Origin of the sequence: Spirosoma sordidisoli (genome assembly GCF_004138325.1) — a bacterium.
Taxonomy (GTDB): Bacteria; Bacteroidota; Bacteroidia; order Cytophagales; family Spirosomataceae; genus Spirosoma; species Spirosoma sordidisoli.
In genome coordinates, this window is the sequence record NZ_SBLB01000001.1 from 982349 (window position 1) to 1008090 (window position 25742).

Below are 25742 nucleotides of genomic sequence, written 5' to 3' on the forward strand. Positions count from 1 at the left end.
TGTGATCAATAGGTTTTAAGAATTTCTTTCAGTACCGCCTGGGCCGACCACTCCCGGTTAGCCGCCTGTTCGATCACCAGCGACTGCGGCCCATCCAGCACGGCATCGGCCACTTTCAGGTTACGCCGAACGGGCAGGCAGTGCATGAACTTCCCCGCGTTGGTGCGAACCATATCGTCCATCGTAACGGCCCAGGACGGATCGTGGGTCAGCACCTGCCCGTAGTTAGTATAGGATGACCAGTTTTTTCCGTAGATGAAATCGGCTCCGGCAAAGGCTTCGTCGCGGTCGTAAATGACCCGGGCGTTACCCGCAAACTCGGGGGCCAGCTCATACCCTTGGGGATGGGTAATAACGAACTCGACATGACCCGACGCAGCCCGGGCGTTCATCCACTCACTGAACGAGTTGGCTACGGCCTGGGGCAGCGGCTTGAAATGAGGGAGCCAGGTCAGTACCACTTTGGGACGGGCCACGGTCTTCGCTTCTTCGATCGTGATGCAGTCGGCCAGCGACTGCAGCGGATGCCGCGTGGCAGACTCCAGGTTCACGATCGGCACCCGGGCGTAGCGGGCAAACTGCTGCATAACCTGCTCGCGGTAGTCGCTGTCGCGGTCTTTCAGTTCGGCAAAGGCTCTGATGCCGATGATATCGCAATACCGGCCAATTACGGCAGCCGCTTCGCGAACGTGCTCTGCTTTATCGCCGTTCATCAGCACCCCTTCTTCCATCTCCAGTCCCCAGGAGTCCTGCCCGACGTTCATGATCATAACGTTCAGACCCAGGTTCTGGGCGGCTTTCTGGGTGCTGAGCCGCGTGCGCAGGCTGGAGTTGAAAAAGATCAGCCCGATGGTTTTGTTCTTACCCAGTAGCTGATCGGCAAACGGGTTGGCTTTGGCATCCCGGCCGGACTGAATGAGCGCGTCGAGGTCGGTTACGTCAGCGAGAGAAAGAAAGTTGGTCATAGTGTAGGGAAACGCGGAGCGCGCAAATCGGCATCGGCTGGCAGCGAGCCCGGCCGGACTAAAAACAAGATTATAAGGAAACAGTCTGCTTCACCTCCTGCTGCAGGGCATCCAGGAACAGATCGGCTTCGTCGGTACCGATGGCCAGCGAGGGCAGCAGCCGGATGGTGTTCTTACCGGCTACGCCCGTAAACTGCTTGTGTCCAAAGAGCAGCGCTTTCCGAAGGGCATCGACTGGGTAGTCGTATTCGATGCCGATCATCAGCCCGCGGCCACGCAGTTCTTTATAGCCACCAATCTGCCGGATACCGTTCATGAGATAATCGCCCATACGAACGGCGTTGTCGATCAGTCCTTCGTCGCGCATGATGTCGAGGACGGCAATAGCGGCCGTACAAGCCAGGTGGTTCCCGCCAAACGTCGTACCGAGCAGCCCGTAGCTGGCGTGGAACTTTGGCGAGATCAGGATACCCCCAATCGGGAACCCATTGCCCATTCCTTTGGCCATCGAGATGATATCGGCCTCGATACCGCTGAACTGGTGCGAAAAGAACCGCCCCGACCGGCCATATCCGCACTGAACCCCGTCCAGGATAAGTATAGCCCCCGTTTCGTCGCACCGACGGCGCAGCGTTTGCAGAAACTCATCAGTGGCTACGTGGATACCGCCAACGCCCTGAATGCCTTCGATAATAACCGCACAGGTCTCGCTGGTAATGGCGGCAACCGCAGCCGCTACGTCATTATAGGGCAGGAACCGAACGTGCTGGTTGTAGTTGACGGGCGCCACGATGGCCGGGTTGTCGGTAGCGGCAACGGCGCCGGCCGTACGACCATGGAACGCTTTCGTAAACGCCACCACCTGGGTGCGGCCCGTATGAAACGACGCCAGCTTCAGCGCATTCTCGTTGGCTTCGGCCCCGGAATTACACAGAAACAGGGCGTAATCCGGATGGCCCGACAAATCGCCCAGTTTATCGGCCAGCTCCTGCTGCAGCGGAATCTTTACCGAGTTCGAATAAAACGAGATCCGGTGCAGCTGGTCGGTCAGCGCCTGTACGTACCGGGGGTGCGTATGCCCTACCGAGATAACGGCGTGGCCGCCGTACAGGTCCAGATAACGGGTGCCGTGGGCATCCCAGAGGTAGCTGCCCTCCGCCCGAACGGGTTCGATGTCGTAGAGGGGGTAAACGTTAAACAAGTCAGCCATTGGTCCGATCAATAATCCGTGGGTGCAAGTTTACGGATAATCGGGCGAAATGGGGTTCGGAAACACAAAAAGGAAGCCGTCGAGCCTCCTTTTTGTGTTTCCGGAACGCCGGACTTCAGGCAGGCAGCCCGTCAATGAATATCCGGAGTGCCTGTACGGCGGCTTCGGGTTCTTCGATCATACCCAGGTGACCGGACTGGTCGAGCGTAACCAGCTTAATCTGATCCGACAGCCCGGCCAGAGTAGCGGTTTTGTCGTAGGCAATCAGCTGGTCCTGTTTACCGAGTATCAGCAATACCGGAAACGAAGCGGTTCGCAGTACGCTGGTCCGGTCAGGGCGCCCCATGATGGCCTCCATGCCGGCCGCCAGCGCATCGGCGGGTAGCGTGCGATACCGGTCGATATACGGTTTCAGCTGATCGGCGGGGTAACCGGGGGCTACCATTTTAGGCAGGGTCGACTCGATAAACGGTTCGGCTCCGGCCGTATTGAGTTTCCCGATGGTTTGCTGGCGCTGTTCTTTCTTGGCGTCATCGTCGGCATAGGCGGTAGAGTGGAACAGTACCAGACCCTTGACCCGGTCCGGATATCGCTCGGCAAACGCCAGCGCGATATAGCCCCCCATCGAGTGGCCAACCAGTACGACTTGCCCATCAGCACCGGCTTCGGCCGCCAGATGTTTGCTGATCAGCCCGGCGTATTCATCGATACTGCGGTGGGTGGCCACGTGCGCCACGTCCGGCACGACGACCGGATACTCGGCCGACAGATCGGCATCGACCCGCTGCCAGATGGTAGCGTCGACGCCATGGCCGTGGATAAGACAGATAAGCGGTTGTTGGTTCATAGCAGCAAAAAAACCTAAAAGACCGATCCATACGGTCTTTTAGGTTTCAGTAATAGTTCTTGTATGACTTACTATTCAAGTACACCCAGCAGGATCAGTACGATACCTACGATAAGCAGGATCAGACCAATTACGCCGATTACTCCGCCGAAGATCAGCGACAGCAGCAGACCGATGGCCCCGATGATGATACCATTGCGGGTGTTGCGGTTCAGCGCCTTCGAATCGTCGGGAGCTACGTGATTTTTGATCTTCTTATCCATTTTCTTCAGCATCGTCCGCTCCATCAGCGACATTTTCTTCGTCGCTCCGGCCGTAGTAGCTACAGCCGTTTTGGTGTTGGATGTCGCCAGCAGCTGGTTAGCGCGCTCTATGTGTTTGGCCAGTTTCTTGTTCGAAGCCAGTTTGCTGTCGTTGCGAACATAGGCTTCTACCTGGCTCATCACCTGCCGGACCTGGGCTGTTTGCTCGGCCGGTGCGGGAGCCGCCACGGGCGCTACTTCGGCAGCGGGTGTTTCAGCAATTACCGCCGGCTGAGCCACCTCGGCCGGGGTAACAACCGCTACCGTCTGGGGCTGGGGCGATTTATACTGCTCGCGCTGGCTTGGCTGGAAATAAGCAACCGGACGGCTGCAGGAGGAGAGAATGGCAGCACCCATCAGGGCGGCAAAAAGATTCCGGGAAAATGTGTTCATTGAAAAAACAGATTAAAATACATAAAACGACTTGTCAAACAAAACAACTTTTATCTATAATGTTTGTTGCTGCCGACTGGGCAATTTTGCATAAAACTGAGCGAATGAAGGAGCGCTTCATATGAAATTGCCGGATAATGAGCGCAGTAGCTTCTGCCGAAAATTTCATATGAAGCAGCCGTAACTAGTCGCTAGGCTAACAGGCCAACTAGCAATACGATAGCACCGGCCAGGAGCAGAATAACGCCCAGTGTACCCGAACCGCCCAGCAGCAGAATGAGCAGACCGATAATCACCGCTACGGCACCAGCCGCCAGGATGCCCGTGTTGGCCATCGCTTTTTCGGGGTTACTGGGGGCCAGCTGGCGGTTAATTTTCTTGTTCAGCTTCTTGATCATCAGCCGTTCAACGAGCCCGGCTTTTTTCTGGGGGGCCGTAGTCGCAGCGGGTGTCAGCGTGCTTTTCTGAGCAGCCGAGGTCAGCATGGTCCGCACCTTGTTCAGGCGTTTCTGTACGGTTTTATCGGTGGCCAGTTTGGCGTCGTTGCGCACCATCGCGTCCATCTGATCCAGTGCGGCATTGGCCTGAGCAATCGGCTGGGCGGGTGTGGCGACCACAACAGACTCGTTTACACCACTAACCGGGGTCGATGCATCCGCTACGGGAGCCTGAACAGCGGGTGTTTTCGCAAACGACTCGCGGGGGCTTTTCTGGAAGTAAGCTACCGGGCGGCTGCAGGAGGCAAAGAAAATGGTCAGCATGAGGCCGACCAGCAGACGTTGTGTAAGCGTGTTCATGGTGTAACGTTGGTTTAATGATCAAACGGATTTGTTTATCAGGGGGTAAACCGGCGCTACCGTCAATTGTTGAGAGTTCGGAAAACTATTCGATCAACTGGCCAACAAAAAACCCCGACATCAGTCCGATGTCGGGTTTTTTTGTTGGCGGCAAGCCGCGTCGATCAGGCTACGGAGCGTAATTCCTGATGGGCGGTCTTGCCGAATTTTTCGCGGGCGTATTCGAGGCTGACGGTCAGCTCTTTTATGCCTGTCTGCGACGGAATCTCGAACATGGCGTCGGTAATGATCGACTCACAGATGGACCGCAGACCCCGGGCCCCGAGGCCGTACTGCAACGCCTGGTCGACGATATAGTCGAGCGCGCTATGATCCCAGTGCAGGGTCACCCCTTCCATCTGGAACAGCTTGTCATACTGCTTCGTGATGGCGTTTTTGGGCTCGGTCAGAATCTGCTTCAGCGCGGTTCGGTCGAGGGGTTCCAGGTGAGTCAGCACCGGCAACCGGCCGATCAGTTCCGGAATCAGTCCGAACGATTTCAGATCGAGGGCCGAGATATACCGCATCAGATGCCCGCGCTCGAAAGTTTCGTTCAGCCGCCGATCGCCCGAGAAGCCGATGGGTCGGGTGTTGATCCGCTTTGTAATGTGGCGCTCGATCCCGTCGAAAGCGCCCCCGCAGATAAACAGAATGTTCTCGGTGTTGAGCGCAATCAGGCGCTGGTCCGGATGTTTACGACCACCCTGGGGCGGCACGTTGACGACTGATCCTTCGAGCAGCTTCAGCAGCGCCTGCTGTACCCCTTCGCCACTGACATCGCGGGTAATGCTGGGATTGTCGGACTTGCGTGCAATTTTGTCGATCTCGTCGATGTAGACGATGCCTCGTTCGGCAGCTTCCACGTTATAATCGGCGGCCTGCAGCAGGCGCGTCAGAATGGTTTCGACATCCTCACCCACGTAACCGGCTTCGGTGATGACCGTTGCATCGGCAATGCAGAACGGCACTTCCAGAATTTTGGCAATGGACCGGGCCAGGTAGGTCTTGCCCGTACCGGTTTCGCCCACCATGATGATGTTCGACTTCTCGATCGTAACATCGTCGTTGGTTTTGGGTTGCATCAACCGCTTATAGTGGTTATAGACCGCTACGGTAATGGATTTCTTGGCTTCGTCCTGACCGATAATATACTGGTCCAGGTGACGCTTCATATCGACGGGCTTGATCAGGTTGATCTTGATTTCGGCCGGTTCACTCCGTTGCGGGCGCATTTCTTCCAGCACCACCTGGTGCCCCTGCTCGATGCAGTAATTGCAGATGTGCGCGTCGATTCCCGAGAGCAGCAACATCACCTCGTTTTTGCGTCGTCCGCAGAACGAGCAACTGATTTGTGGCATGAACGTTTGCAGTGTATTAAGCTGGTTTGTACGAACGAAGGCCGAGCCGCTCTGTTGTGGCTCATTACCCGACTATGTTCAGCAGCCTGTCTGGCTGCCCAATCGGGACTCAGTTCGGCCTTGTCCGGGTTTGTGTAACGGTTCGTAGCGTGTCTTTGTTACCTCAAGTTCGATAAAAAAAACGACCCGGACGCACCGGGGTCGGCAGTAGTCTGCAAATTTATTGACCGGTGCCCGAATTGCCTGAAAAACGCACCAAATGGCCTATAATACCTATTTAATCACCGGACAAACCGGTCAATACGTAGCCCCGGTATTAACAGACAGGGGCAACCGAACAGGTTGACTGTTCAGCTGCCCCAATCTGATTCGCAGTGGTGTAACTATGCCTTCTCCCGACGCAGTACTTCGTCGATCAGGCCGTATTCTTTGGCTTCTTCGGCGCGCATCCATTTGTCGCGGTCCGAATCCTTTTCGATCTGCTCAACGGTCTTACCCGAGTGGTGGGCCAGAATCTCGTACAGCTCTTCGCGGAGTTTAACGATCTCGCGGGCCGTAATCTCAATATCGACCGACTGACCCTGCGCGCCACCCGACGGCTGGTGAATCATGATGCGGGCGTGGGGCAGCGCGGTCCGTTTGCCCGCTGCGCCACCGGCCAGCAGTACCGCGCCCATCGACGCAGCCAGGCTCGTGCAGACGGTAGCCACGTCGGGCCGTACGTACTGCATGGTGTCATAGATACCCAGACCGGCATAGACCGAGCCGCCGGGGCTGTTGAGGTACATCAGAATGTCTTTCTTGGGATCGGCCGACTCCAGGAAAAGCAACTGGGCCACAATGATGTTGGCAATATTGTCATCGACGGGCAGACCCATAAAAATGATCCGGTCGGCCATCAGGCGCGAAAACACGTCGACTTCGCGGAAGTTCATCGGACGCTCTTCGATGACAGACCGGGTCATGTTCTCAATCGTGTGGTTCATGTAGCCGTCAACGGTCAGGCCATTCAGCCCCATATGGTGTACGGCGTACTTGCGGAATTCGTTCTGAAAATTCATATCCTGGATTTACGCTTTAGTATAAAACGATGATAAGCGGGTGTTAGTTTCGGGCTAATTAACCACACATAGACGGACTACACAAAGATTATAGCGTTCTTCACTAAACTTAATGCCCGTCCGTGTCCATTGTGTCGCTGTGCTTCATAAACTTGCACCGAACGATGCAAAATTGCGTTATGCAACCGAAATACCCTGTCGGTCTCTGTTTAGATTTTATCGGTATCACTTGAGATGAAGACCTCTGTCGAAGAAAAAATACGGCTGCATAGGCTCCAGCGCGGACTTTCGCAGGAAAACATGGCCGACCTCCTCAGTCTGTCAACAACGGCCTATGGCGATATTGAACGCGGCAAAACCGAACTGACCCTCACCCGCCTGACCCAGATCGCGTCGGTCCTGGAGCTGTCGCCCGTGGCCCTGCTGTCCGACGATGCGCTGATGGCTCAGGTTGTCGACACGCCCGACGAGGATGCGGAACACGAGCGCGAAACGCTGCGGCTGACGGTTGAGAAGCAGCAGATCGAAATCGATAAACTCCGGCTCGAAGCCGAGTACTGGAAACGCAAATACGACGACCGCATCGCGCTGGAGCTGGTTCGAAGCATAGGGGCTCAGCAACCCCGCGAACGAATCGGGTTTTAGATCGGGACGCCCCCGTATTTTTTTTCATGGGTGCGTAGGGGTATCCCTGCGTTCGGTGGTCATTGCGTAAAATCACCGAAAAACACCGCATCTTCTGACAACAACGGCTCCTTTTGTGCAGACAACCCCGGACGAAACCCTAATCGGTGAGATCCGCATCGGCAACGAAGCGGTGTTCGAGACCGTATTTCGTCAGTATTACGCGCCCCTCTGCCGGTACGCCCGCCCCATGCTGGGCGACATCGACGAGGCCGAAGAGGTGGTACAGGCGGTGTTTCTGGCCGTTTGGGAACGGCGCGAAACGTTGTTGATCACGACCTCCCTGAAGGCGTATCTGTACCGGGCCGTTCATAACCGCTGCCTCAACCGGCTCAACCAGCAGTCCGTTCAGGCGGGTCACCGCCAGCAGGCCGCCGACGAACTGTACAGCCAGCCCCCCAGCCCAACCCAGCATCTGCTGACCGACGAGCTGAGTACCCGGCTCCAGCAGGCCATGGGCCGGCTACCCGAGCAGTGCCGACGGGCGTTTGAACTGAGTCGGTTCGACGAGTTGTCGTACAGGGAAATTGCCGACCGGCTGGGCATTGCCACCAAAACGGTCGAGAACCAGATTGGCAAAGCACTGCGTATTCTCCGTACTGAATTGAGCGACTATTTACCACTTTTACTTCTCCTGGCCGGGGGAACAGGCGCATAATGGCAACCGAACCGCAATCACCGATCGATGACGCGCTGCTGGGTAAGTTTCTGGCGGGCGAAGCCTCCGCAACCGAGGCCGAACGGGTACGTCGCTGGTTGACCAACCCCGCCAACCAGCGCGAATACGACCGGTTTGTCCGCATCTGGACCGCAGCCGCTCAGCTTACCCAGCCTGAACCCGTCAATACCGAGGCCGCCTGGCAACGCGTCCGTACCCACATGCACCAGCCGGCTTCGCCGGTCACCCAAACCGCTCGTCGCCCGCTGCCCCAGCCTGTGCGGCAAACGTCCTGGCGCAGCTACGGCCGGGTAGCAGCCATGCTTGCGCTGGCGGTGCTGGCAGGCGTATCAGTCTGGCGCTATACCCGCCCCAACCCCGCCGATCAGCCAGCTGCGCTCCTCTCCGTAGCCACCACCTCGACCGCGCGGCAGTTTACCCTGCCCGATGGATCGACGGTCTGGCTCAACCGCAACAGCCGGCTGACCTACCCGGCCACGTTTGCCGACAGCAGCCGGACTATTTCGCTCACCGGCGAAGCTTTTTTCGATGTCACCCACGATCCGGCTCATCCGTTTCGGGTACGGGCCGGAAACGCCGTGGTTCGCGTACTGGGCACCTCGTTCAATGTGCGCTCGCTGGGCGATAGTGTGCAGGTGGCGGTACGAACCGGGCGGGTACAGCTGTCGGCTCCTCGGCAGGCCATTGTGCTGACCCCCAATCAGCAGGCTACCTACCAGCGGGCTGCCGATACCATCCGCCGACCCGTACCACTCGACGCCAACCGGCTGGCCTACCAGACCGGGCGACTGTCGTTTGTCAACACCTCGCTGGCCGAGGTCGTGCGGCTACTGCACGATGTCTACGGCACCGACATCCGGCTCGACACGCCCGCCCTCAGCAACTGCCGGCTGACGGCCGACTTCAACCGTGAATCGGCCGATGCCGTACTGGCGGTTGTGGCCGAAACCCTGTCGCTAACCGTTCGGCGCGATGGCGACACGCGCGTGCTTACCGGCGCTGGCTGTGGACAATAACGTAACCTGGCATGGGGGTAACAACCCGCTGACTGGTCTTTGGTCAAACCAGCATTTGTTATGACCTCACTTCGCATCTTCGTTTTTCTGCTTCTCACCCCGGTTCTGCTGCGCGCCCAGCCGACGCCCCCGCTCGAACGGCTGATCACGGTTACCCTGCGCAACGAACCACTCAGTCAGGCCCTCACCACCATCAGCCGCACCGGCCAGTTCAGCTTTTCATACAACCCTGTCGTCCTGAACCAGAGCCGCCCCGTTAGCCTGCGGGTGGTTAACCGGCCCGTTCGCGAGGTACTGGGGCAGCTTTTCGGCGGAACCGTTCGGCTCCGGTCGCGGGGGAACCACGTCATTCTGCTCCGCGCCGACGAACCCGAACAGCCCAAAGACTTTATCCTCGACGGCTACGTCATTGACGGGCAAACCACCGAACGGGTCGGGTCGGTAACCGTTTTCGAACGCAACTCACTGCGGTCGGCCCTCTCCAACGAGTACGGTTACTACCGGCTGAAGCTCCCGGCCGACCTGCCTGCGGTGCGGCTCGAAGTACGACGTCAGGCTTACCTGAACCAGTCGCTGACCATTCCGTCGCGCCGGTCGCAGCCCCAAAATATCTACCTGACTCCCCTACCCCGGCCCGCTGCCGTCAGCCCGCTCGACACCCGGCCGTTACCGACCGATTCAGCCAGTCGGCCCAGCCCGATCCTGGCGGAGCGGCCCGTCGTCTTTGCCTCGGCCGATTCGGGTGCGGTACCGATGCCCGCTTCCTTTCTGGATCGAAGCCGGCAAACCATTGGCCGCTGGGCGCTATCGACCCGACAACTCCTGACCGATATCAACCTCGACCGCGACACGCTGTACCGCACCTGGCAGGTCGCGTTTCTGCCGGGCATCGGTACGAACCGGGGGCTGGGCGGTCGTATCATCAACGACTATTCGGTCAACATCCTGATCGGGTATTCGCTGGGCGTACGGAAGGCCGAGTTTGGCGGCTTGTTCAACCTCGTCCGCGAAGACGTACAGGGCGTGCAGGCAGCCGGTTTCGGGAACCTCGTCGGGGGCAGTACCCAGGGGGTTCAGCTCGCGGGATTCATGAATACAACCCAGGGCAAGGTTGGCCCCGTACAGCTGGCGGGTTTTGTCAACACCGTTGGTGGCACAGTTCGGGGCCTGCAGGCGGCCGGGTTCCTGAATGTGGTTCGAAAAGACGTGCAGGGCCTTCAGCTGGCTGGCTTCCTCAACGCCGACCGGACCAGTGTGCAGGGGGCTCAGCTGGCGGGCTTCGCCAATGTAGCAGGCGGCAACACAAGTGGCTTCCAGGCTGCGGGCTTTGCCAACGTGGTGGGGGGCGATGCGGGTGGTTTCCAGGCGGCCGGGTTCACCAACGTGGTTCGGGGCCAGCTGCGGGGCTGGCAGGTGAGCGGTTTTCTGAACGTAGCCCGCGACGTGGTCAGTGGCCGGCAGGTGGGTTTCATCAACCTGGCCCGCTCGTCGGAGCGCGCACCCATCGGTTTTTTCAGCTACGTACAGACGAATGGGTACCGGGCCATAGAGGCATCGGCCAACGAGGTCACGCCCCTCAATGCCACGTTCCGGACGGGGGTTCGCTCGTTCTATAACCTCTTCACGGCCGGGTACAATCCGGGCGGACGCTTCTGGAGCTACGGCTACGGGCTGGGCACCGCTACGGCCGAACGACGCGGCTGGTCCGTAGCGCTGGAAGGCAGCGTACACCAGCTCAACCGCACCGACGAGCGGATCGAGAACCTGAACATGCTGCTGCGGCTCTCTCCCCAGCTCAGCAAACAGATAGCTACCGGCCTGGGCATTACGGCAGGGCCAACGCTCAACGGCTACTACTCGAACGACGTGTTTCTCAACCCCCTGCGCAACCAGTCGCTCCCGGCGGCTATCCTGACCCCCGATGCGCCAGACAACACCCGCGACGAATGGTCGGGCTGGCTGGGCTGGCAGGTGGGGCTGCGGTACAGTCTCTAAAAAAAGCCCCCCCTCGTGGGGGTTACCGGGCGGGAAGCGGTCATAGCAGCAAACATGTTACACACGCTATGCGCTTCCCGCTCCTGCCGACGCTACTGACCGGCTTCTTTCTACCCCTCATCACCATGGCCCAACCGCTGACCCAAACCGTGCGCGGGGTCGTGGTCGACCAGAGCCTGCAAACCCCCATTCCCGGCGCCACGGTCGTTCTCCAGACGGCTACACCAGCCAGGGGCGCCCTCACCGACACCGACGGGGCCTTCCGGCTGGCGGGCGTTCCGGTTGGGCGGCAAACCCTCCGGATTTCCTTTGTCGGCTATAAAGACGCCCTATTGGCCAACGTAGTCGTCGATGCCGGGAAAGAACTGGTACTGACCGTGGCTCTTGAAGAAGCCATTGGTCAGCTGGCCGAAGTAACGGTAACCCCCACCGTCGAGAAAGATAAGCCGCTGAACGAAATGGCAACGGTATCGGCCCGTACATTCTCGGTCGAAGAGACGCAGCGGTTTGCCGCAGCCGTCAACGACCCGGCCCGCATGGCCACGGCCTACGCCGGGGTAGTTGGAGCCAGCGATGGCAACAACACCATCGTTATCCGGGGCAACACCCCCAACGGGCTGCTCTGGCGGATGGAAGGCGTCGAGATTCCGAACCCCAATCACTTCGCCAACGTGGGCACCGCGTCGGGGGGCATCTCGATTCTGAGCGCCCAGTTGCTGGCCAATTCCGACTTCATGACGGGTGCGTTTCCGGCCGAGTACGGCAACGCGCTCTCGGGCGTTTTCGATCTGCGGCTGCGCCGGGGCAACAACCAGAAGCCGGAACATACCATTCAGGCGGGGGTGCTGGGGATCGACGTATCGAGTGAGGGGCCGTTCAGCAAGCGCTACAAAGGGTCGTACCTGTTCAACTACCGCTACTCGACACTGGGCTTGCTGAGCAGGCTGGGACTGGACGTAGGCACGGGCGTGACTACTTTTCAGGACCTCTCGTTCAATGTTTACCTGCCCACCGCCAAAGCCGGCACGTTTACCCTCTTCGGCTTTGGCGGCCTCAGCAGCCAGAACACCGATGCCGTCCGCGACTCAACCGCCTGGGTGGCCAGCTACGAACGCTATGACGATCGGTTTACGGCCAATACCGGCGCCGTTGGCCTCACACACTCGATCAACCTCGGCCCGCGGGCGTTTCTCAAAACGGTCTTTTCCGGTTCGGGTTACCAGAATCGCTATCAGAGCAATTACCTGACCGAGCAATACCGCCCTGAACTTCGGTACCGGGAACAGTATACCATCCGCAAAGCCATTGCCTCCAGCACCTTGACCTACAAGCTGACGAGCCAGCACACCATTCGGGCTGGTCTGATCGGGTCGCAGATCGGCTATACCCTCGCCCGCGAAGAATGGGCGGCCGATCAGGAACGGGTCGTCACCACCGTACGGGTACCTGGTCAGTCTACGGTTACGCTACAGGCGTTCGGACAGTGGAATTACCGGCTGTCGGAGCAGCTGACGGTCAACGCCGGCCTGCATTACCTGCGGCTTTTCCTGAACAGGTCCGACGCCCTGGAGCCGCGCGGATCGGTACGCTGGTCGTTCCGGCCGGGGCAGTCGCTCAGCCTGGGCTACGGCCTTCACAGCCAGACCCAAAACCCGGCCGTTCTGTTTGCTACCCCGCCGGGGGCTGGTCAGCGGTCGAACCGGTCGCTTGGCTTCACCCGCTCGCATCATTTCGTACTGGCCTACGACCGTCGCCTGACCGATCAGCTGCGGCTGAAAGCCGAAACCTACTACCAGTCGCTGTTCAACATTCCGGTCAGCGCCGACACGGCCGACTCGTTCTCCATCATCAATTTCCTCGACGGGCTGAGTACCGACCGGCTGATCAACAGCGGTACGGGGCGTAACTACGGGCTGGAACTGACCCTGGAGCAGTTTCTGCATAAAGGCGTGTACTTCCTGCTATCGTCCTCGCTGTACCGGTCCGAGTATCGGGGATCGGAGCAGGTCTGGCGGAACAGCCGCTTCGACGGCCGTCATGCTACGAGTTTTCTGGCGGGGAAAGAAATAGCAACCGGCGACCGGGGCCTGTTCCGAAACGGCACTATCGGGCTCAATATCAAGCTGACCTACTACGGCGGCTACCGCGAAACGCCCGTCGACCTGGCCGCGTCGCAGGCACGGGGCGAAACGGTCCGCTACGACGACCTCGCCTATACTGTTCAGCTGCCCAATTATTTCCGCACCGATGTTCGGTTCAGCTGGAAGAAGAACCGCCCCCGCTCGACCCGAACCCTTTCGCTCGACGTGCAGAACGTAACCAACCGCCAGAATGTCTTCGGGCGCTACTTCGATTTGCAGACCGGCACTATTCGCACCAGCTACCAGAACGGCCTGCTGCCGGTGCTGAGCTACCGCGTCGCGTTTTAAAACAGAATGGCCACGTCCGATCCTTGTCAGACGTGGCCATTCTGGTAGGCACTTCCGCGTGCTGCTAAGCGCAGGCCATTAGAGTTACAGGCTGACAGACGCCCAGCCGATACCGTTTTTATTGTTGGGCTTCCGCACTTCGTAAGCCACCAGCAGCTGACCGTCGACCACGACCCCACTGGCGTTGGTACCGTTCTGCGCATTTTTGACGTACTGCGTAGCCGCGGCACCGGCCGCGTCGATGGTACGGAACGCAATTACCGAGCTCATGCCACTCTCCGACGGCTGGCTCTGCTCCCAGAGCAGCACCGACGACTTCGCAGCAGGTACCAGATACGCATTTTTGGCGGTAGGATCGTCGAGGACAAACAGCCGCTTGCCCTGTCCGTTCACCACCCGGATACCCGGAGAATCGGTCGTGCCCGAGAACCAGGCTACCAGCGGATTGCCGCCACCCGCGCTGGAGGTTGGGCCCGAGTGCGGGCACCCGTTGATCTGCCAGTTATCTTTCGACAGAATGGCGGGTTTGGTAAAGGTTTTTCCGTTATCCGTCGAGCTCATCCGGGCAATGTCGCGGATGTTGTCCTGATTTTCGCGATAGTATACATGCAGCGTGCCGACGGGGTCGACCAGCAGGCTGATGTTGCAGCACGCACAAACGTAGGGGTCCAGAATGCGCTCGGCGCCAAATTTCCCGCCCGCTGTTGTTACCAGCCGCAAATCGCGCTGTTCGTGTTCGTTGCCCGGAATATCGTTCAGCCAGGTTACGGCTATCTCGTCGTTGGCCAGCACGGTGGCGTCGAAAAAACCGCGTACAATGTTCGGTGTTTTATCAGCGTGAACCGGCTCGGGCAAGGTCCAGGTGTTACCCTGATCGGCGGAAGTAACATAAACAATCCTCAGATCGCGTGGCCGACCACCACCACGGGCCGGTTTGGACGCGTCGGTCTTCGGGGCGTTTTGCCCTTCGTGTCCGCCGTGGTTATGCTCAGCGGTCGGAGCGGCCGAGGCCTGTGCGTTGGCGGGTTCGGGACCGCGCAGGGCAAATACAGCTACCGGCGATCCATTCTTACGAAACAGCAGTTTGGGTCGCATCAGCCGCGAGTTACCAATGCCCGACGATGCGTAGATCAGCTTCTTGTCGCCAAAGGTTTTTCCCTTGTCCGTCGATCTGGCCCAATAGAAATAGATGGTACCATTATTGTCTTTTTCGGTCCAGGACAGAGCCACCTCACCGGCGGGGGTGCGGGATAGCGTAGGTACCGCATAGGCGCGGGTGGTATCGCTGAAGAGGCCCGTATGGGCATAGCTCGCCAACCCACAGAGAGTCAGCACAAAGAGGAAGGTTATTCGCTTAAGAAAGGTGCACATACGATAGGGATTTGACCAGCACGGCCAGGTATTATTTGTATTAAGTCTAAGTTACAGCAAAGGTAAACGATGGCGTGCATGTTTGTTCGGCTGTTTGCAAAAATTCTGCTTACCGTGTCGGGCGCCCGCTTATATTTGATCCGTTTACTTTGAAACGGCCCGCAGACACAGGCCATTTTCCTTCTACGTCCATGAACGAATCGAGTAAAAATTTTCTGTATCAGTACCTCAATAATGCCTCGCCGACCGGATTCGAATCGTCGGGGCAGCAGATCTGGCTGGATTACCTCAAACCCTATACCGACGAGTACATTGTCGACACCTACGGTACGGCGGTGGGCGTAATCGGGCCGGGCAAAGACTATAAAGTAGTTATCGAAGCCCACTCCGACGAGATTTCATGGTTCGTCAACTACATCTCCGACGACGGCTATATCTATGTTCGGCGCAACGGGGGTTCCGACGCGCTGATTGCGCCGTCTATGCGGGTGCTGCTCCATACAAAAAAAGGCCCGGTAACGGGTATTTTTGGCTGGCCGGCCATTCACGTCCGCGATCTGGCCAAAGATGCCGCACCGAAAGTAACCGACCTTACCATCGACGTAGGGGCTGCCACAAAGCAGGAGGTGGAAGAAATGGGGATTCATGTCGGCACGGTAGCTACCTTCTCCGACGGGCTGATGGAACTGAACGATCGTTTCTACGTAGGTCGGGCGCTGGACAACCGCATGGGTGGATTCATGATTGCCGAAGTGGCGCGGCTGCTCAAGGAAAACAACATTACCCTGCCCTACACGCTGTACATCGTGAATGCCGTACAGGAAGAGATCGGACTGCGCGGGGCCGAAATGATTGCCCGCCGACTGAAGCCCGATCTGGCCATCTGTACCGACGTAACCCACGACACCCAGTCGCCGAAGTACGACAAGAAAGAACAGGGCGATCTCAAATGCGGAGGGGGCCCGGTGCTTTGCTACGGTCCGGCGGTGCAGAACAACGTGCTCGACTTCCTGATCGACGTGGCGCAGGCTCAGGACATCGCGTTTCAGCGGCAGGCGGTAAGCCGCTCAACCGGTACCGACACCGATGCCTTCGCCTACGCTACCGAGGGTATTGCCTCGGCGCTGATCTCTCTCCCGTTGAAGTACATGCACACCACCGTCGAAACCGTTCATAAAGAGGACGTGCAGAACGTTATCAAACTCATGTACGAAACCCTGCTGGCCCTGAAAGGCAACGAAGATTTCCGGTATATCAAATAAAAAACGCCCGCAGGCCGAAAGGCACCTGCAACAGGGAGCTGGACCGACGTTCAGCTCCCTGTTTGTTTATAAACCCACGCCAGCCGGTAGCCCGCCCGCGAGCAATGATCTGGTTGCCATGCCTTTAAAACTATTATTTCTATAGGGAATACATAATTTATTGATCCTCAAATCAGAATTCAGCCTATCTAAGAAATATACCCTTTACTAGGTTCACCACCACTTAGTAAATATAGATACCCGTAATCTATTCTATAATAACATATTGTTACCAAATTAGCGTAAATTATAAACAAACACACTATGCGATATAGCTACCTCATCCTGCTGCTGGCTACCTCTCTGTCGGCCTACTGCCAGACTGACCTTTCGACCGATCAGCGGCAGATCAACACCCCGACCCGGCCGCTGCCCCCCTATCGGCCTGGGTTCGCCGTCATGCTCTCTGCTGGTTCGGCGGGCGGTGGCGTAGCCGTTGGGTACTCCATCAACCGGCAACTGGCGGCCCGGCTTGGGCTCAACCTGTTCAGCTACTCAGGTACGCTGACAAGCGGCAAAGACACCGACGACATTCAGATCGGGTTCGATTACAAGCTGAAGCTCCTCAACACCAATCTGCTGCTCGACTATTATCCGTTCAAACGGTCCGGGTTTCGGCTGACGGGTGGGGCTTTTTACAACCTTAACCAGATCAGCTTTTTCGGCAAACCGGTCAAAGACGTGAAGTTCAACGACATTACCTTCACCATCGACGAAGTTGGAACCCTGGACGGCAGAGCCGACTTCAACAAGATTGCGCCTTACATCGGTCTCGGTTTCGGGAATCCATACACCCGCAGCCGACTCAAATTCATGGCTGATGTTGGTTTTTTCTACCAGCAGTCTCCGCAAATCACCTTCAAAACGACCGGCCTGCTGGAGCCATCGTCGGACCAGGGTGCCGTCATTGAAAATAACCTGAAGCCCCTCAAGTATTATCCGATTGTCACGATTGGCCTGGCCTACAAACTATAATCCATACCAGCCTTCAAACTGTATAGTCCTTTTATGAAGAATCTCCGTTTGTTATCGTCATATTCTCTGCTCAAGGCAGTGGCGCTGTCTACCACCATCGGCCTAGCCGTGGGTTGTCAGAACCTCAAAGACATTCAGAATATCGATCCGCTCAAGGATGTGGTGTTCAAACTGAACTACCAACCGGCCAAAACCCAAATCCAGGGGCTGGTTGTTGACGCCAAAACCGGCTTACCGCTGCAGATCCCCATCCAGGTGTACATCGTAGGAAAAGACGCCAGCCGGGCCATTACCTTCGACGGTAAGGCCATCAGCACCTACCGAGCCCCCAAAGGCGATATCTTCATCGGCCTGACCGGGGCCGAGCCAACCCGCGCGACCCCGGCCGAACTGCGCATTGTCGTGGACGCCGATGGGTATACCGCTTCCAGCATGAACCTGACCCTGACCAGAGCCCTCAACGATCCGTTTACGATCCGGCTGGTCAAGTTCGACGCGCCCCCGACGGGTGCAGCCTCGAAAGCGCTGTCGACCCCGGCGTCGGCATCGGGCGTGGTGACGTCGCCCCGGGTGGTTGAGATCACGACGCCGGCGAGCGGCTCAATCGCGTCTACCCAGCTGAGCCTGTCCATTCCGGCCAGCACGGCCCTGAAAGACAGCAAAGGCGCCCCGGTTACGGGCAACGTAACCACCTCGGTCGTGGCCTTCAACGGACAAAGTCCGGAAGCGCTGCAGGCTTTTCCGGGTGGTCTGACGGCGCCGGTGGCCAAAAGTGCTCAGGGTAAAACCGACGCCAAAGGCCTTTTCAACCCAATCGGGTTTGTGGCGATCGAGATGAAGAATCCGGCCGGTCAGATCGTATCGACGTTCAGCCAGCCGGTTATGATTCAGATGAGCGTGCCGACGACGACGTTCAATCCGGCAACGGGTCGGCCCATCACCGTCAATGACCGGCTTGAGATCTACAGCTACGATGAACTAACCGGCGCCTGGACGTTCGAGCGGGAGGTGGCCGTCCGGCAGGCAACCAACGGACTGGCGGTCGACGTTCCGATCACTCACCTGTCGTACTACAGCATAACCACCCAGCGCGCAGCCGAAACCTGCTCGATCACCTATACGGTTCGTAACCTGCCCACGGGTACCGCCTACGTGTATTCGCTTTTCAGGTACGATCAGGGCTTCGGCGGCACCCGGCAGGTTGTCGCTTCGCAGAGCAGCACCGATGGCCGTATTTCCTTTACCGTGCCCGCTGGTAATTACGAACTGGCGCTGTACGATCCGCTCGACAACACCCTGCTCGGCTCGACCCGCAGCACCAATCCCTGCGGTGATATTGGCGTAGACGTTACGATTCCGACCGGTCAGCTGAAAGCGGCCTTCACCGTGCGGGCGGTCTGTGAAAACGGGAAGAATTTCGAAGTATACCCCACCGTCAGCGTTTACTACGGCGAAACCGGCAAAACCCCCGTTGCGGTCGCTACTTTCGAAAATGGTAAAGGGATTCTGACGGGCCTCAAACCGAATACGAGCTATACCGCCACCGTTTACTACGAAGGCGGCTACAGCGTCGATTTCAACTCCGGCACCCAGGACTCCGAACACCTGCTCGAATACGTGCTGAAGTCATACACCCAGGCCTGCAAGAACTAGCCGATCCGGTGCCGCGACGCCAAGCTTTGTCAGGGAGGACCTGTTCATCACCGGATGTCATCTTATCGTTTAAACACGCAAGCCCGACCAGACTAATCTGGTCGGGCTTGCGGTTGGTAGAGGCTGGTTCATTTGCCGCTGGTGGTCGATACGGGCGGGTTGATCATGATATGAGCTCGGTGGGTGCCGGGGTCCATGATCCAGGGCATACCGGGGGCTTCGGGTTTGAGCGGCAGGCCCGTACTTTCGACCGTTGCGTAGGGAATGTACACCACCGACCGCAGGTAGCCTTCTTTTACGGTGCCCGTAGCCGGATCGTAGTTGTCGGGTTTGGCCGTATAGACAAACAGCGAGGAGGGATTCTTTGGCATGGCCCATTTGTTGGCTTTCACCTCCTGCTCGCGGATTTCCAGTATCTCGTTGGGCTTCTTCCCCTGCTCCTTCAGCTCCCGGCCCCGCTTCATGAACGGTTCCAGATCGCGGTGGTAGCACGAAACGCTAAGCCCTTTCTGAGCCGGATCGTCGGCCAGGCAGATCAGTTCGTTGGTGCCTTTTCGTAATACCATGAACTCGTTTTTGGCCGAGTAGCCGTATACGGTAGCGCCGGCCTGCTTATCGGCCGGAGCCGCCAGCACGGCGGTCCTGATCTGGATGTCGGCCGGTGGCACGTCGGTTGACTGGGCGAGCGCCCCAAAGCCAGCCGATACCAGCCCTACTGTCAGCAGAGTCGTTTTCATAGTAGCGTGTGTTTCTCCTACAAGCCGATCGGGCCGTTGACTTACTCACCCGTTCCGGCGGAAGCTCCGCGGACCGGTTCCGGGGCCCTGCCGGTTAAACGGACTCATGCCGGGCGCATTGCCCGAAAAATTACGCAGGTTGTAGACAAAGCTGACCAGAAAATAGCGGTTCAGGACCCGGCTCTGCACCTCCTCGGTATAGGTGTCGGTCACGTTCCGGACGATGCTGCGGTTCTGGTTCAGCAGATCGAACGCCTGAAAACGAATCTCGCCCTGCTTTTGCTTGAACAGCTGTTTGGCCAGCGTGGCGTTCCAGAGGGTAAACGACTGGTTGAAAGCACCCGACGAGCCGCCGTAGTGGTTGTAGTACACATCGGTCGATACCGTGAAGCCGCCCGGCAGCTGGTAGAACGCATCGAAGGTGACGGTCTGGTTCAGGAAGGTCGTGTTCTGCTGCGGCTGGAGCGAGTACCGTGCCGACTGAAAATTGATGGTGCCGCCGAGGTTCAGGTCCAGCTTTTCGGTGAAGTTCGAGCTGATGTTCAGCCCCTGCCCCACGAGCCAGTTGTTGGCCAGATTGGCCCGGTCGTTTACGAAACTGGTGCCCCGGTTGTAGGTCAGGTTGGTGGTCAGGTTCAGATTGGCCTTTTGCTGACCCAGCTTAACGGGCTGCCCCAGCACCAGCGACCCGTTGGCCGTATAGTAACCATCGGTATTGACGGGCTGCGTCACCTGCGCGCCGGTTTCGTTGAAACGGGTAGCGTTTACGATCTTGTTATCGGTCCGGCTCAGGTTCACGAACGCGAACAGATTGCGAAAGGTAGTTGGCTGAAACCGGTTGAAATTAAGCGACAGCGTATGGGTATATTCGGGTTGCAGGGCCGCGTTGCCGAGCCGGATATTGAGCGGGTTGGTATTGTCCGGTACGGGCTGTAACTGGCTCACGCTGGGCGCGTTGATGCGGGTGCGGTAGTTGATCCGCAGCCGGCGGTTTTTCTCGAAGTTATAAGTAAACAGGGCATTGGGCAGCAGATTCGTAAACGTCCGGCTGAAGGTGGAGCCGGGGGTAATGTCAGTAGTGTCACGGGTAAGGTTGTCCGAGTTCAGCATGGCCTGCTGGGCGTCGAAACCAAGGGCGTAGGTGTATTTGAGCCGGTTGGTTTGCCAGGTCATACCGGCCCGGTTGGTCATGAACGTATTCAGGAATCGGTTGCTGAGCTGGGCGTTGGGCAGGTCGTACTGGCCGGTGGCCTCGTTGAAATTATTGACGAACCGGTTCGAGGTATTGTTGTTGTTCGACAGGGCGTAGTGGAACTCGATGGTTTGCCGCAACGACAGCGGCTCGGTATAGCTGAGGTTGATGCTGTTGGTTACCGACTGGGTTTCCTGATCGTTACGCTGGTTGATGACCTGTTCGAAGGGGGCCGTCTGGCTAACCGGTCCGCTTGCCGTTGTCGAAATGGGGGTGTTGGGCCGGGCAAAGGTGTTGAGCGAGCGGTTGACCCCTTCGTTATCGAAGTCGTTCATCGCCATGTTCCAGTTCAGGGATATGGTTCGCCCGCGTTTGCGAAACTTACGCAGCAGCAGTACCGAGTTGTTAGCGGTAAAGCCGGTTCCGGTCGAGCTGTAGTTGGTATTGCTGGTGTTGACCGGGCGGCCCTGCCCGTCGAGGGTCTGCGAGCTGCTCCGGGTCTGGAAGCCTGAATTCAGCCACGACAGGTTCGGAATAACCCGGATCGTTGTCAGCGAATCAAGGCGGTAGTCGAGCCGGAGGTTGAACCGGTGGTTGGTGTTGGTATTGTCGGAGCCGTTGTCGCGATTGGTTACAAAGGCCGAGTCGGCCCGACCGGTACCCGATAGGCCGTTGGGCAGTACGTTCTCGCGTCGGCTGCGCTGATCGGTCAGGGTGTTGGTATGGCTGGCGTTATAGCTCCCGGCCACGTCTACTTTCTTGCCCCAGGTGTCGCGGTAGTTCAGTCCACCGGCCCACGACTGGGTAATGGCATTGTTGCCGACCTGCCCCCCGTTCCCCACGCCGGCGAAGGTGCCTCCCCCGCCAACCCGAACCAGGTTACTGCCTCCGCCCCCGCCCATACCCTGACCGGCCCCGCCAAAATTACTGCCCAGGCCCAGGTCCTGCGCCGTAAACCCCTGCTGGTTGAGGTTGTTGGCCATGCCCAGCACGGAGATCTGCCGACCATTGTTGAACCGGTTCAGGCTGGCCCGCGCTGAATACCGAACGTCCTCGCCCGGCTGCGGCCCGGCCGCTACCGACTGCTGCCCGAACGATCCTTTTCGCTTGTCTTTTTTGGTGGTGATGTTGATCGTCTTTTCCCGGTCGCCATCGTCGACCCCCGAAAACTGCGACTGCTCCGACTGCTGATCGTAGAGCTGTACTTTGTCGATGATGTCGGCGGGCAGGTTGCGGGTGGCCATTTTCGGATCGTTACCGAAGAAGGGCTTCCCATCGACCAGCACTTTCCGGACTTCCTGCCCCTGCGCCTTTACGGTACCGTCGCGACTGACCTCAACCCCCGGCAGCTTCTTGAGCAGGTCCTCTACCTGGGCGTTGGGGCGGGTCTTGAACGAATCGGCGTTGAACTCGAGCGTGTCTCCTTTGACGGCAATGGGCGCTTTTTCGCCCTGCACCTGAATTTCGCCGAGGGTCTGCGAGGTAGCCACCAGATCGATAGTACCTGCATCCGGATTGGGCGTGGCCGACGAGACCGTTACGGGGCGGGCCTTACCCCGGTAGCCTACGTAGGTTACCAGCACCCGATACGCCCCCGCAGCCACTTTCGGGAATGTGAACTGCCCCTCGCCATCGGTAATCCCGAACGTAACGAGCGACGAATCCCGCGCCGACAGCAGCGATACCGATGCTTCGAGCAAGGGTTTGCGGGTTAACGAGTCCACAACCGCCCCCCGGATGCTGCCCGACTGAGCCAGCGCAGCCTGCATGAAGACGGGACATACCAAAAAGACGAACAGAAGAAGTCGTTTCATAAGTTGTTTGAGGAACGGGCCGGTCTGCCACCACTGACCGAGCGGGTTTGAGCGCTTTCTCAGTTACGGGGGGGCATACCGTTCATCATCCGCTGCCGGAACGTAGCCATCGATTTCCGGCGTAGCTCGTTCATCTCGTCCGACGAAATGGCTTTGGCATCGGCGGGGGGCTGTACGGCGCTATCGGCAACCGCTTCGGCCGATACGCTGGTGGCTTTGAAGGATTCGTTGTCCGATTCGATCTGGAGCACCACGCCCCGCTCCGGCGTCAGCGCGGCTACGGGCGAGTAGGTAAACGGCAGCTCGGTCGTGTACCAGACGGTATAGGTTTCGGCTTCACCGGGGGCCGGCGCGGTAGCCGACGCATCACCAGGCCGACCACCCATAGTGGGGCGGGCCAGACGGGCCGTAGCGGTGGCTTTGTGGCAGAGGTAGCCGGCAATCTTGCGGGTTTTGTCGGAGGGTTGCCAGTTTTCGGGTTTGGGCATGGGCCGTTCCGTCCGGTAGGTGGTCTTCACCGAATCTTTGGTGATCGTCATGACGTCGATACGCTGGCGGTTGGCCAGATCCAGGAAGGTCGTCTGCTCAAACGGGGGAGCCATCCGGGTTTCGCGGGGAACGCCCCCGCCCGGTCCACCGCCTATGGTCCGGCTAATCATCATGTTCTGCGGCCGGTCGCGTTCTTCCTTGGCCATGGTGCCCGAAAAAATCAGCTTCTGGGTAAACGAGATCACCTCCGGCATTCCTTCGGGCGCATCGGGCGCGCCGGGACTTCCGGGCCGTACTTCCTGACCGTTGATCACCATCCGTACCTGCGACAGGTCGACCCGGCGCATGCCTTCGTAGGTGATTTTTCCCGCCGTAGGTGGCGTCTGGGCCAGCGCAACCGAGGTTGCCAGTAACGTAGTTAAGAGCGCGGTGAATAGATTTTGTTTCATGGCCTAAAGAGCGATTCGTCGGTTGAATGTTGCATAAATATCCGGTTTGGCGGATTGTATTTTGTTAAAAGACGTTAAAGAGGAGACGAATGCCCAAATTGTGCCGCTGAATACCACTCTATGAGTCCCCAACGCCTTATTTCCGTTGTTCCGTCGCAAACCGAACTGCTGTTCGATCTGGGACTTGACGATACAATCGTGGGGGTCACCAGGTTCTGCATCCACCCTGCCGACCGGGTACGGAACAAGCCCATAGTGGGTGGTACCAAGACGCTGAATCTGAACCGTATTCACGACCTTCAGCCTGACCTGATCCTGGCGAATAAGGAAGAAAACACTCGTACTCAGATCGAAGCCTTGCAGCAGCAGTACCGCGTTCACGTTACCGACATGGCTACGATTCCTGAAGCGTTGTCGATGATCCGCGAGGTAGGGACGCTCGTCGGCAGAAGCCGGCAGGCCGAATCCATCATTACCCGGATCACGAACAGCCTGCCCGCTTTTCCGTCCGATTCGGCTTCGCCTTCGGTTGCTTACCTGATCTGGCGCAAGCCGTATATGGTAGCGGCAGGCGGTACCTTCATCGATGCCATGCTCACCGCAGCAGGCTTCCGGAATGCCTTTGCCCATCAGCGCCGTTACCCCGAGCTGGACCCCGACGCGCTGCGGGCGGCCCACCCCGATCTGATTTTCCTGTCGTCGGAGCCTTACCCCTTCAGCGAAAAGCACCGGGGCGAGTTCCAGGCCCTCTGTCCGGCGGCCCGCGTCGTGATTGTCGATGGCGAGATTTTCTCCTGGTACGGCAGCCGACTGTTGCAGGCGGGTGACTATTTTAAGAACTTACGCAACCAACTAGACTACTATCCCTGATGGCTACCAATGCCTCGTCTGCTATCCGCCCAGCGCCGGCTTCCGATCATAGGCTGTCGGTGGCGTCGGTCAATCTGGTTCTGTTTGCGGTTCGGCAACGCGGACTCGACCCGGGGGAGCTGGCCCGGGCGGTAGGCATCGATCCGGCCCGGCTCCGCAACCCCGACGAGCGACTGCCGATCCGGACCATGCAGCACCTCTGGCAGGAAATCGTAAGCCGCTCCGGCGATCCATCTATTGCGCTCTCGATCGGTGAGCTGGTGAACCCGTTGTCGTTTGGCGTACTGGCCTATGTGATGATGCACTGCCCCAGCCTGGGCCAGGCTTTTCAGAAGCTCATCCAGTATCAGGATATTGTTTGCGAAGGCATCCGCACCAGCGGTCGGCACGAAGGGTCGGCCTATGTGCTGTCGCTGCAGCTGACCAGCCCCGACATTGTTTTTCCGGCCTATGCGGTGGAGTCAGAATTGTCGGTCTACCTGGCGGCCATGCGGGCGCTGACGGGGCAAACGCTCGTAGCCAGAGAGGTTTGGTTTGCTTACCCGCGCCCCACCGATACCAGCCAGCACGAACGGGTTTTCGGTCCGGCCCAGCTCCGGTTCGACACGCCCGAATCGGCCCTGGTACTCGACAGCGCCCTGCTCGACACGCCCATCCTGAACGCCAGCCCGGGGCTGTTTACCCTGTTTGACCAACAGGCCGACGAATCGATGAAACGCCTGAAAACCCCGGCCCTGACCGAGCGGGTCCGGACCGAGATTCTGGTATTGATGAAAGGAGAAGAACCGACGCTGGCGGCCGTTGCCGACCGGCTCGCTATGGGCATCCGGACGTTACAGCTGCATCTGAAAAGCGAACAGACCAGCTACCAGCAGATTCTGGATCGGGTGCGCCGGGATATGGCGATAAAGCACCTGCGCGAACCGCATTTCAGCACCACCGACATTGCCTACCTGCTGGGATTTGCGGAGCCGAGCGTTTTTTTTCGGTCGTTCAGAAAATGGACCGGCCAGACCCCGGGCGCCTATCGTCAGCAGTTGTACGCCAGCTAGATGCCAGCTTTGGCAGCCTGACAAGACTCGGTCTCGTACAGGCGCTCGAAGGCTTATTTTTCGG

21 protein-coding genes are annotated in these 25742 nt (G+C 58.5%); 10 read left to right on the forward strand and 11 right to left on the reverse strand.

Annotated elements, in window-relative coordinates; translation table 11 throughout:
- Positions 1-5: 5 nt before the first annotated feature.
- The 7 genes from EQG79_RS04255 to EQG79_RS04285 form a co-directional block, all read right to left on the reverse strand.
- Positions 6-965 carry an N-acetylornithine carbamoyltransferase gene (locus tag EQG79_RS04255; RefSeq protein ID WP_129600162.1) on the reverse strand — a complete coding sequence of 320 codons (960 nt, stop codon included), beginning with the start codon at positions 963-965 and terminating at the stop codon, positions 6-8.
- Positions 966-1035: 70 nt separating this feature from the next.
- The gene (locus tag EQG79_RS04260; protein WP_129600165.1) at positions 1036-2175 is read right to left on the reverse strand and encodes an aspartate aminotransferase family protein; all 1140 of its coding nucleotides are present in this window, start codon (positions 2173-2175) and stop codon (positions 1036-1038) included.
- A gap of 115 nt (positions 2176-2290) precedes the next feature.
- Positions 2291-3022 carry an alpha/beta fold hydrolase gene (locus EQG79_RS04265; RefSeq protein ID WP_129600168.1) on the reverse strand — a complete coding sequence of 244 codons (732 nt, stop codon included), beginning with the start codon at positions 3020-3022 and terminating at the stop codon, positions 2291-2293.
- Positions 3023-3093: 71 nt separating this feature from the next.
- Positions 3094-3717 (reverse strand): V-type ATP synthase subunit I domain-containing protein, encoded by a 624-nt coding sequence (locus EQG79_RS04270; RefSeq protein ID WP_129600171.1) that lies wholly within the window; start codon positions 3715-3717, stop codon positions 3094-3096.
- Positions 3718-3908: 191 nt separating this feature from the next.
- The gene (locus tag EQG79_RS04275) at positions 3909-4514 is read right to left on the reverse strand and encodes a hypothetical protein (protein ID WP_129600174.1); all 606 of its coding nucleotides are present in this window, start codon (positions 4512-4514) and stop codon (positions 3909-3911) included.
- A gap of 164 nt (positions 4515-4678) precedes the next feature.
- A complete protein-coding gene (gene clpX, locus EQG79_RS04280) occupies positions 4679-5911 on the reverse strand; it encodes an ATP-dependent Clp protease ATP-binding subunit ClpX (RefSeq protein WP_129600177.1) in 1233 nt (410 codons plus the stop codon).
- A gap of 383 nt (positions 5912-6294) precedes the next feature.
- Positions 6295-6972 (reverse strand): ClpP family protease, encoded by a 678-nt coding sequence (locus tag EQG79_RS04285; protein WP_077919030.1) that lies wholly within the window; start codon positions 6970-6972, stop codon positions 6295-6297.
- Between the two features lie 234 nt (positions 6973-7206).
- On the opposite strand from EQG79_RS04285, the gene EQG79_RS04290 reads away from it, so the two are divergent.
- From EQG79_RS04290 to EQG79_RS04310, 5 genes are all read left to right on the forward strand, one after another.
- Complete coding sequence (locus EQG79_RS04290) at positions 7207-7617, forward strand: helix-turn-helix transcriptional regulator (RefSeq protein WP_129600180.1); 411 nt, start codon at positions 7207-7209, stop codon at positions 7615-7617.
- Between the two features lie 115 nt (positions 7618-7732).
- The gene (locus tag EQG79_RS04295; protein ID WP_077919032.1) at positions 7733-8314 is read left to right on the forward strand and encodes an RNA polymerase sigma-70 factor; all 582 of its coding nucleotides are present in this window, start codon (positions 7733-7735) and stop codon (positions 8312-8314) included.
- Positions 8314-9351 (forward strand): FecR family protein, encoded by a 1038-nt coding sequence (locus EQG79_RS04300; RefSeq protein ID WP_129600184.1) that lies wholly within the window; start codon positions 8314-8316, stop codon positions 9349-9351. Before EQG79_RS04295 ends, EQG79_RS04300 begins: the two co-directional genes overlap by 1 nt.
- A gap of 60 nt (positions 9352-9411) precedes the next feature.
- Positions 9412-11346: an STN domain-containing protein gene (locus EQG79_RS04305; RefSeq protein ID WP_129600186.1), complete on the forward strand. Its 1935-nt coding sequence runs from the start codon at positions 9412-9414 to the stop codon at positions 11344-11346.
- 68 nt (positions 11347-11414) lie between these two features.
- A complete protein-coding gene (locus tag EQG79_RS04310) occupies positions 11415-13775 on the forward strand; it encodes a TonB-dependent receptor (protein ID WP_129600188.1) in 2361 nt (786 codons plus the stop codon).
- An 84-nt stretch (positions 13776-13859) separates the two neighbouring features.
- On the opposite strand, the gene EQG79_RS04315 is transcribed toward EQG79_RS04310, so the two are convergent.
- Entirely contained in the window at positions 13860-15146 is a 1287-nt protein-coding gene (locus EQG79_RS04315) for a sialidase family protein (RefSeq protein WP_077919036.1), read from the reverse strand.
- A 191-nt stretch (positions 15147-15337) separates the two neighbouring features.
- Here EQG79_RS04315 and EQG79_RS04320 point away from each other — a divergent pair, with 191 nt between their 5' ends.
- The 3 genes from EQG79_RS04320 (at position 15338) to EQG79_RS04330 (ending at position 19075) form a co-directional block, all read left to right on the forward strand.
- Complete coding sequence (locus EQG79_RS04320; protein WP_077919037.1) at positions 15338-16408, forward strand: M42 family metallopeptidase; 1071 nt, start codon at positions 15338-15340, stop codon at positions 16406-16408.
- Positions 16409-16711: 303 nt separating this feature from the next.
- Positions 16712-17422 (forward strand): hypothetical protein, encoded by a 711-nt coding sequence (locus tag EQG79_RS04325; protein WP_129600190.1) that lies wholly within the window; start codon positions 16712-16714, stop codon positions 17420-17422.
- A 33-nt stretch (positions 17423-17455) separates the two neighbouring features.
- Complete coding sequence (locus EQG79_RS04330; protein ID WP_077919039.1) at positions 17456-19075, forward strand: hypothetical protein; 1620 nt, start codon at positions 17456-17458, stop codon at positions 19073-19075.
- Between the two features lie 128 nt (positions 19076-19203).
- Here the strand turns inward: EQG79_RS04330 and EQG79_RS04335 are convergent, their stop codons facing one another.
- Genes EQG79_RS04335 through EQG79_RS04345 form a run of 3 tightly spaced genes read right to left on the reverse strand, consistent with a single transcriptional unit; the run spans position 19204 to position 23756 of the window.
- Positions 19204-19812: a hypothetical protein gene (locus EQG79_RS04335; RefSeq protein WP_129600192.1), complete on the reverse strand. Its 609-nt coding sequence runs from the start codon at positions 19810-19812 to the stop codon at positions 19204-19206.
- A 45-nt stretch (positions 19813-19857) separates the two neighbouring features.
- Complete coding sequence (locus tag EQG79_RS04340) at positions 19858-22818, reverse strand: outer membrane beta-barrel family protein (RefSeq protein WP_129600194.1); 2961 nt, start codon at positions 22816-22818, stop codon at positions 19858-19860.
- A 59-nt stretch (positions 22819-22877) separates the two neighbouring features.
- A complete protein-coding gene (locus EQG79_RS04345) occupies positions 22878-23756 on the reverse strand; it encodes a GLPGLI family protein (protein ID WP_129600196.1) in 879 nt (292 codons plus the stop codon).
- Between the two features lie 120 nt (positions 23757-23876).
- Here EQG79_RS04345 and EQG79_RS04350 point away from each other — a divergent pair, with 120 nt between their 5' ends.
- A complete protein-coding gene (locus tag EQG79_RS04350; RefSeq protein ID WP_129600198.1) occupies positions 23877-24626 on the forward strand; it encodes a helical backbone metal receptor in 750 nt (249 codons plus the stop codon).
- Positions 24626-25678: an AraC family transcriptional regulator gene (locus EQG79_RS04355; protein WP_077919044.1), complete on the forward strand. Its 1053-nt coding sequence runs from the start codon at positions 24626-24628 to the stop codon at positions 25676-25678. The genes EQG79_RS04350 and EQG79_RS04355 overlap by 1 nt, the downstream gene beginning before the upstream one ends.
- Positions 25679-25742: the final 64 nt, after the last annotated feature.

Bases quoted from the DNA above. Each gene is read 5' to 3' on its own strand.
- EQG79_RS04255 (WP_129600162.1), bottom strand. From the start codon at position 965: ATGACCAACTTTCTTTCTCTCGCTGACGTAACCGACCTCGACGCGCTC.
- EQG79_RS04260 (WP_129600165.1), bottom strand. From the start codon at position 2,175: ATGGCTGACTTGTTTAACGTTTACCCCCTCTACGACATCGAACCCGTT.
- EQG79_RS04265 (WP_129600168.1), bottom strand. From the start codon at position 3,022: ATGAACCAACAACCGCTTATCTGTCTTATCCACGGCCATGGCGTCGAC.
- EQG79_RS04270 (WP_129600171.1), bottom strand. From the start codon at position 3,717: ATGAACACATTTTCCCGGAATCTTTTTGCCGCCCTGATGGGTGCTGCC.
- EQG79_RS04275 (WP_129600174.1), bottom strand. From the start codon at position 4,514: ATGAACACGCTTACACAACGTCTGCTGGTCGGCCTCATGCTGACCATT.
- clpX (WP_129600177.1), bottom strand. From the start codon at position 5,911: ATGCCACAAATCAGTTGCTCGTTCTGCGGACGACGCAAAAACGAGGTG.
- EQG79_RS04285 (WP_077919030.1), bottom strand. From the start codon at position 6,972: ATGAATTTTCAGAACGAATTCCGCAAGTACGCCGTACACCATATGGGG.
- EQG79_RS04290 (WP_129600180.1), top strand. From the start codon at position 7,207: ATGAAGACCTCTGTCGAAGAAAAAATACGGCTGCATAGGCTCCAGCGC.
- EQG79_RS04300 (WP_129600184.1), top strand. From the start codon at position 8,314: ATGGCAACCGAACCGCAATCACCGATCGATGACGCGCTGCTGGGTAAG.
- EQG79_RS04305 (WP_129600186.1), top strand. From the start codon at position 9,412: ATGACCTCACTTCGCATCTTCGTTTTTCTGCTTCTCACCCCGGTTCTG.
- EQG79_RS04310 (WP_129600188.1), top strand. From the start codon at position 11,415: ATGCGCTTCCCGCTCCTGCCGACGCTACTGACCGGCTTCTTTCTACCC.
- EQG79_RS04315 (WP_077919036.1), bottom strand. From the start codon at position 15,146: ATGTGCACCTTTCTTAAGCGAATAACCTTCCTCTTTGTGCTGACTCTC.
- EQG79_RS04320 (WP_077919037.1), top strand. From the start codon at position 15,338: ATGAACGAATCGAGTAAAAATTTTCTGTATCAGTACCTCAATAATGCC.
- EQG79_RS04325 (WP_129600190.1), top strand. From the start codon at position 16,712: ATGCGATATAGCTACCTCATCCTGCTGCTGGCTACCTCTCTGTCGGCC.
- EQG79_RS04330 (WP_077919039.1), top strand. From the start codon at position 17,456: ATGAAGAATCTCCGTTTGTTATCGTCATATTCTCTGCTCAAGGCAGTG.
- EQG79_RS04335 (WP_129600192.1), bottom strand. From the start codon at position 19,812: ATGAAAACGACTCTGCTGACAGTAGGGCTGGTATCGGCTGGCTTTGGG.
- EQG79_RS04340 (WP_129600194.1), bottom strand. From the start codon at position 22,818: ATGAAACGACTTCTTCTGTTCGTCTTTTTGGTATGTCCCGTCTTCATG.
- EQG79_RS04345 (WP_129600196.1), bottom strand. From the start codon at position 23,756: ATGAAACAAAATCTATTCACCGCGCTCTTAACTACGTTACTGGCAACC.
- EQG79_RS04350 (WP_129600198.1), top strand. From the start codon at position 23,877: ATGAGTCCCCAACGCCTTATTTCCGTTGTTCCGTCGCAAACCGAACTG.
- EQG79_RS04355 (WP_077919044.1), top strand. From the start codon at position 24,626: ATGGCTACCAATGCCTCGTCTGCTATCCGCCCAGCGCCGGCTTCCGAT.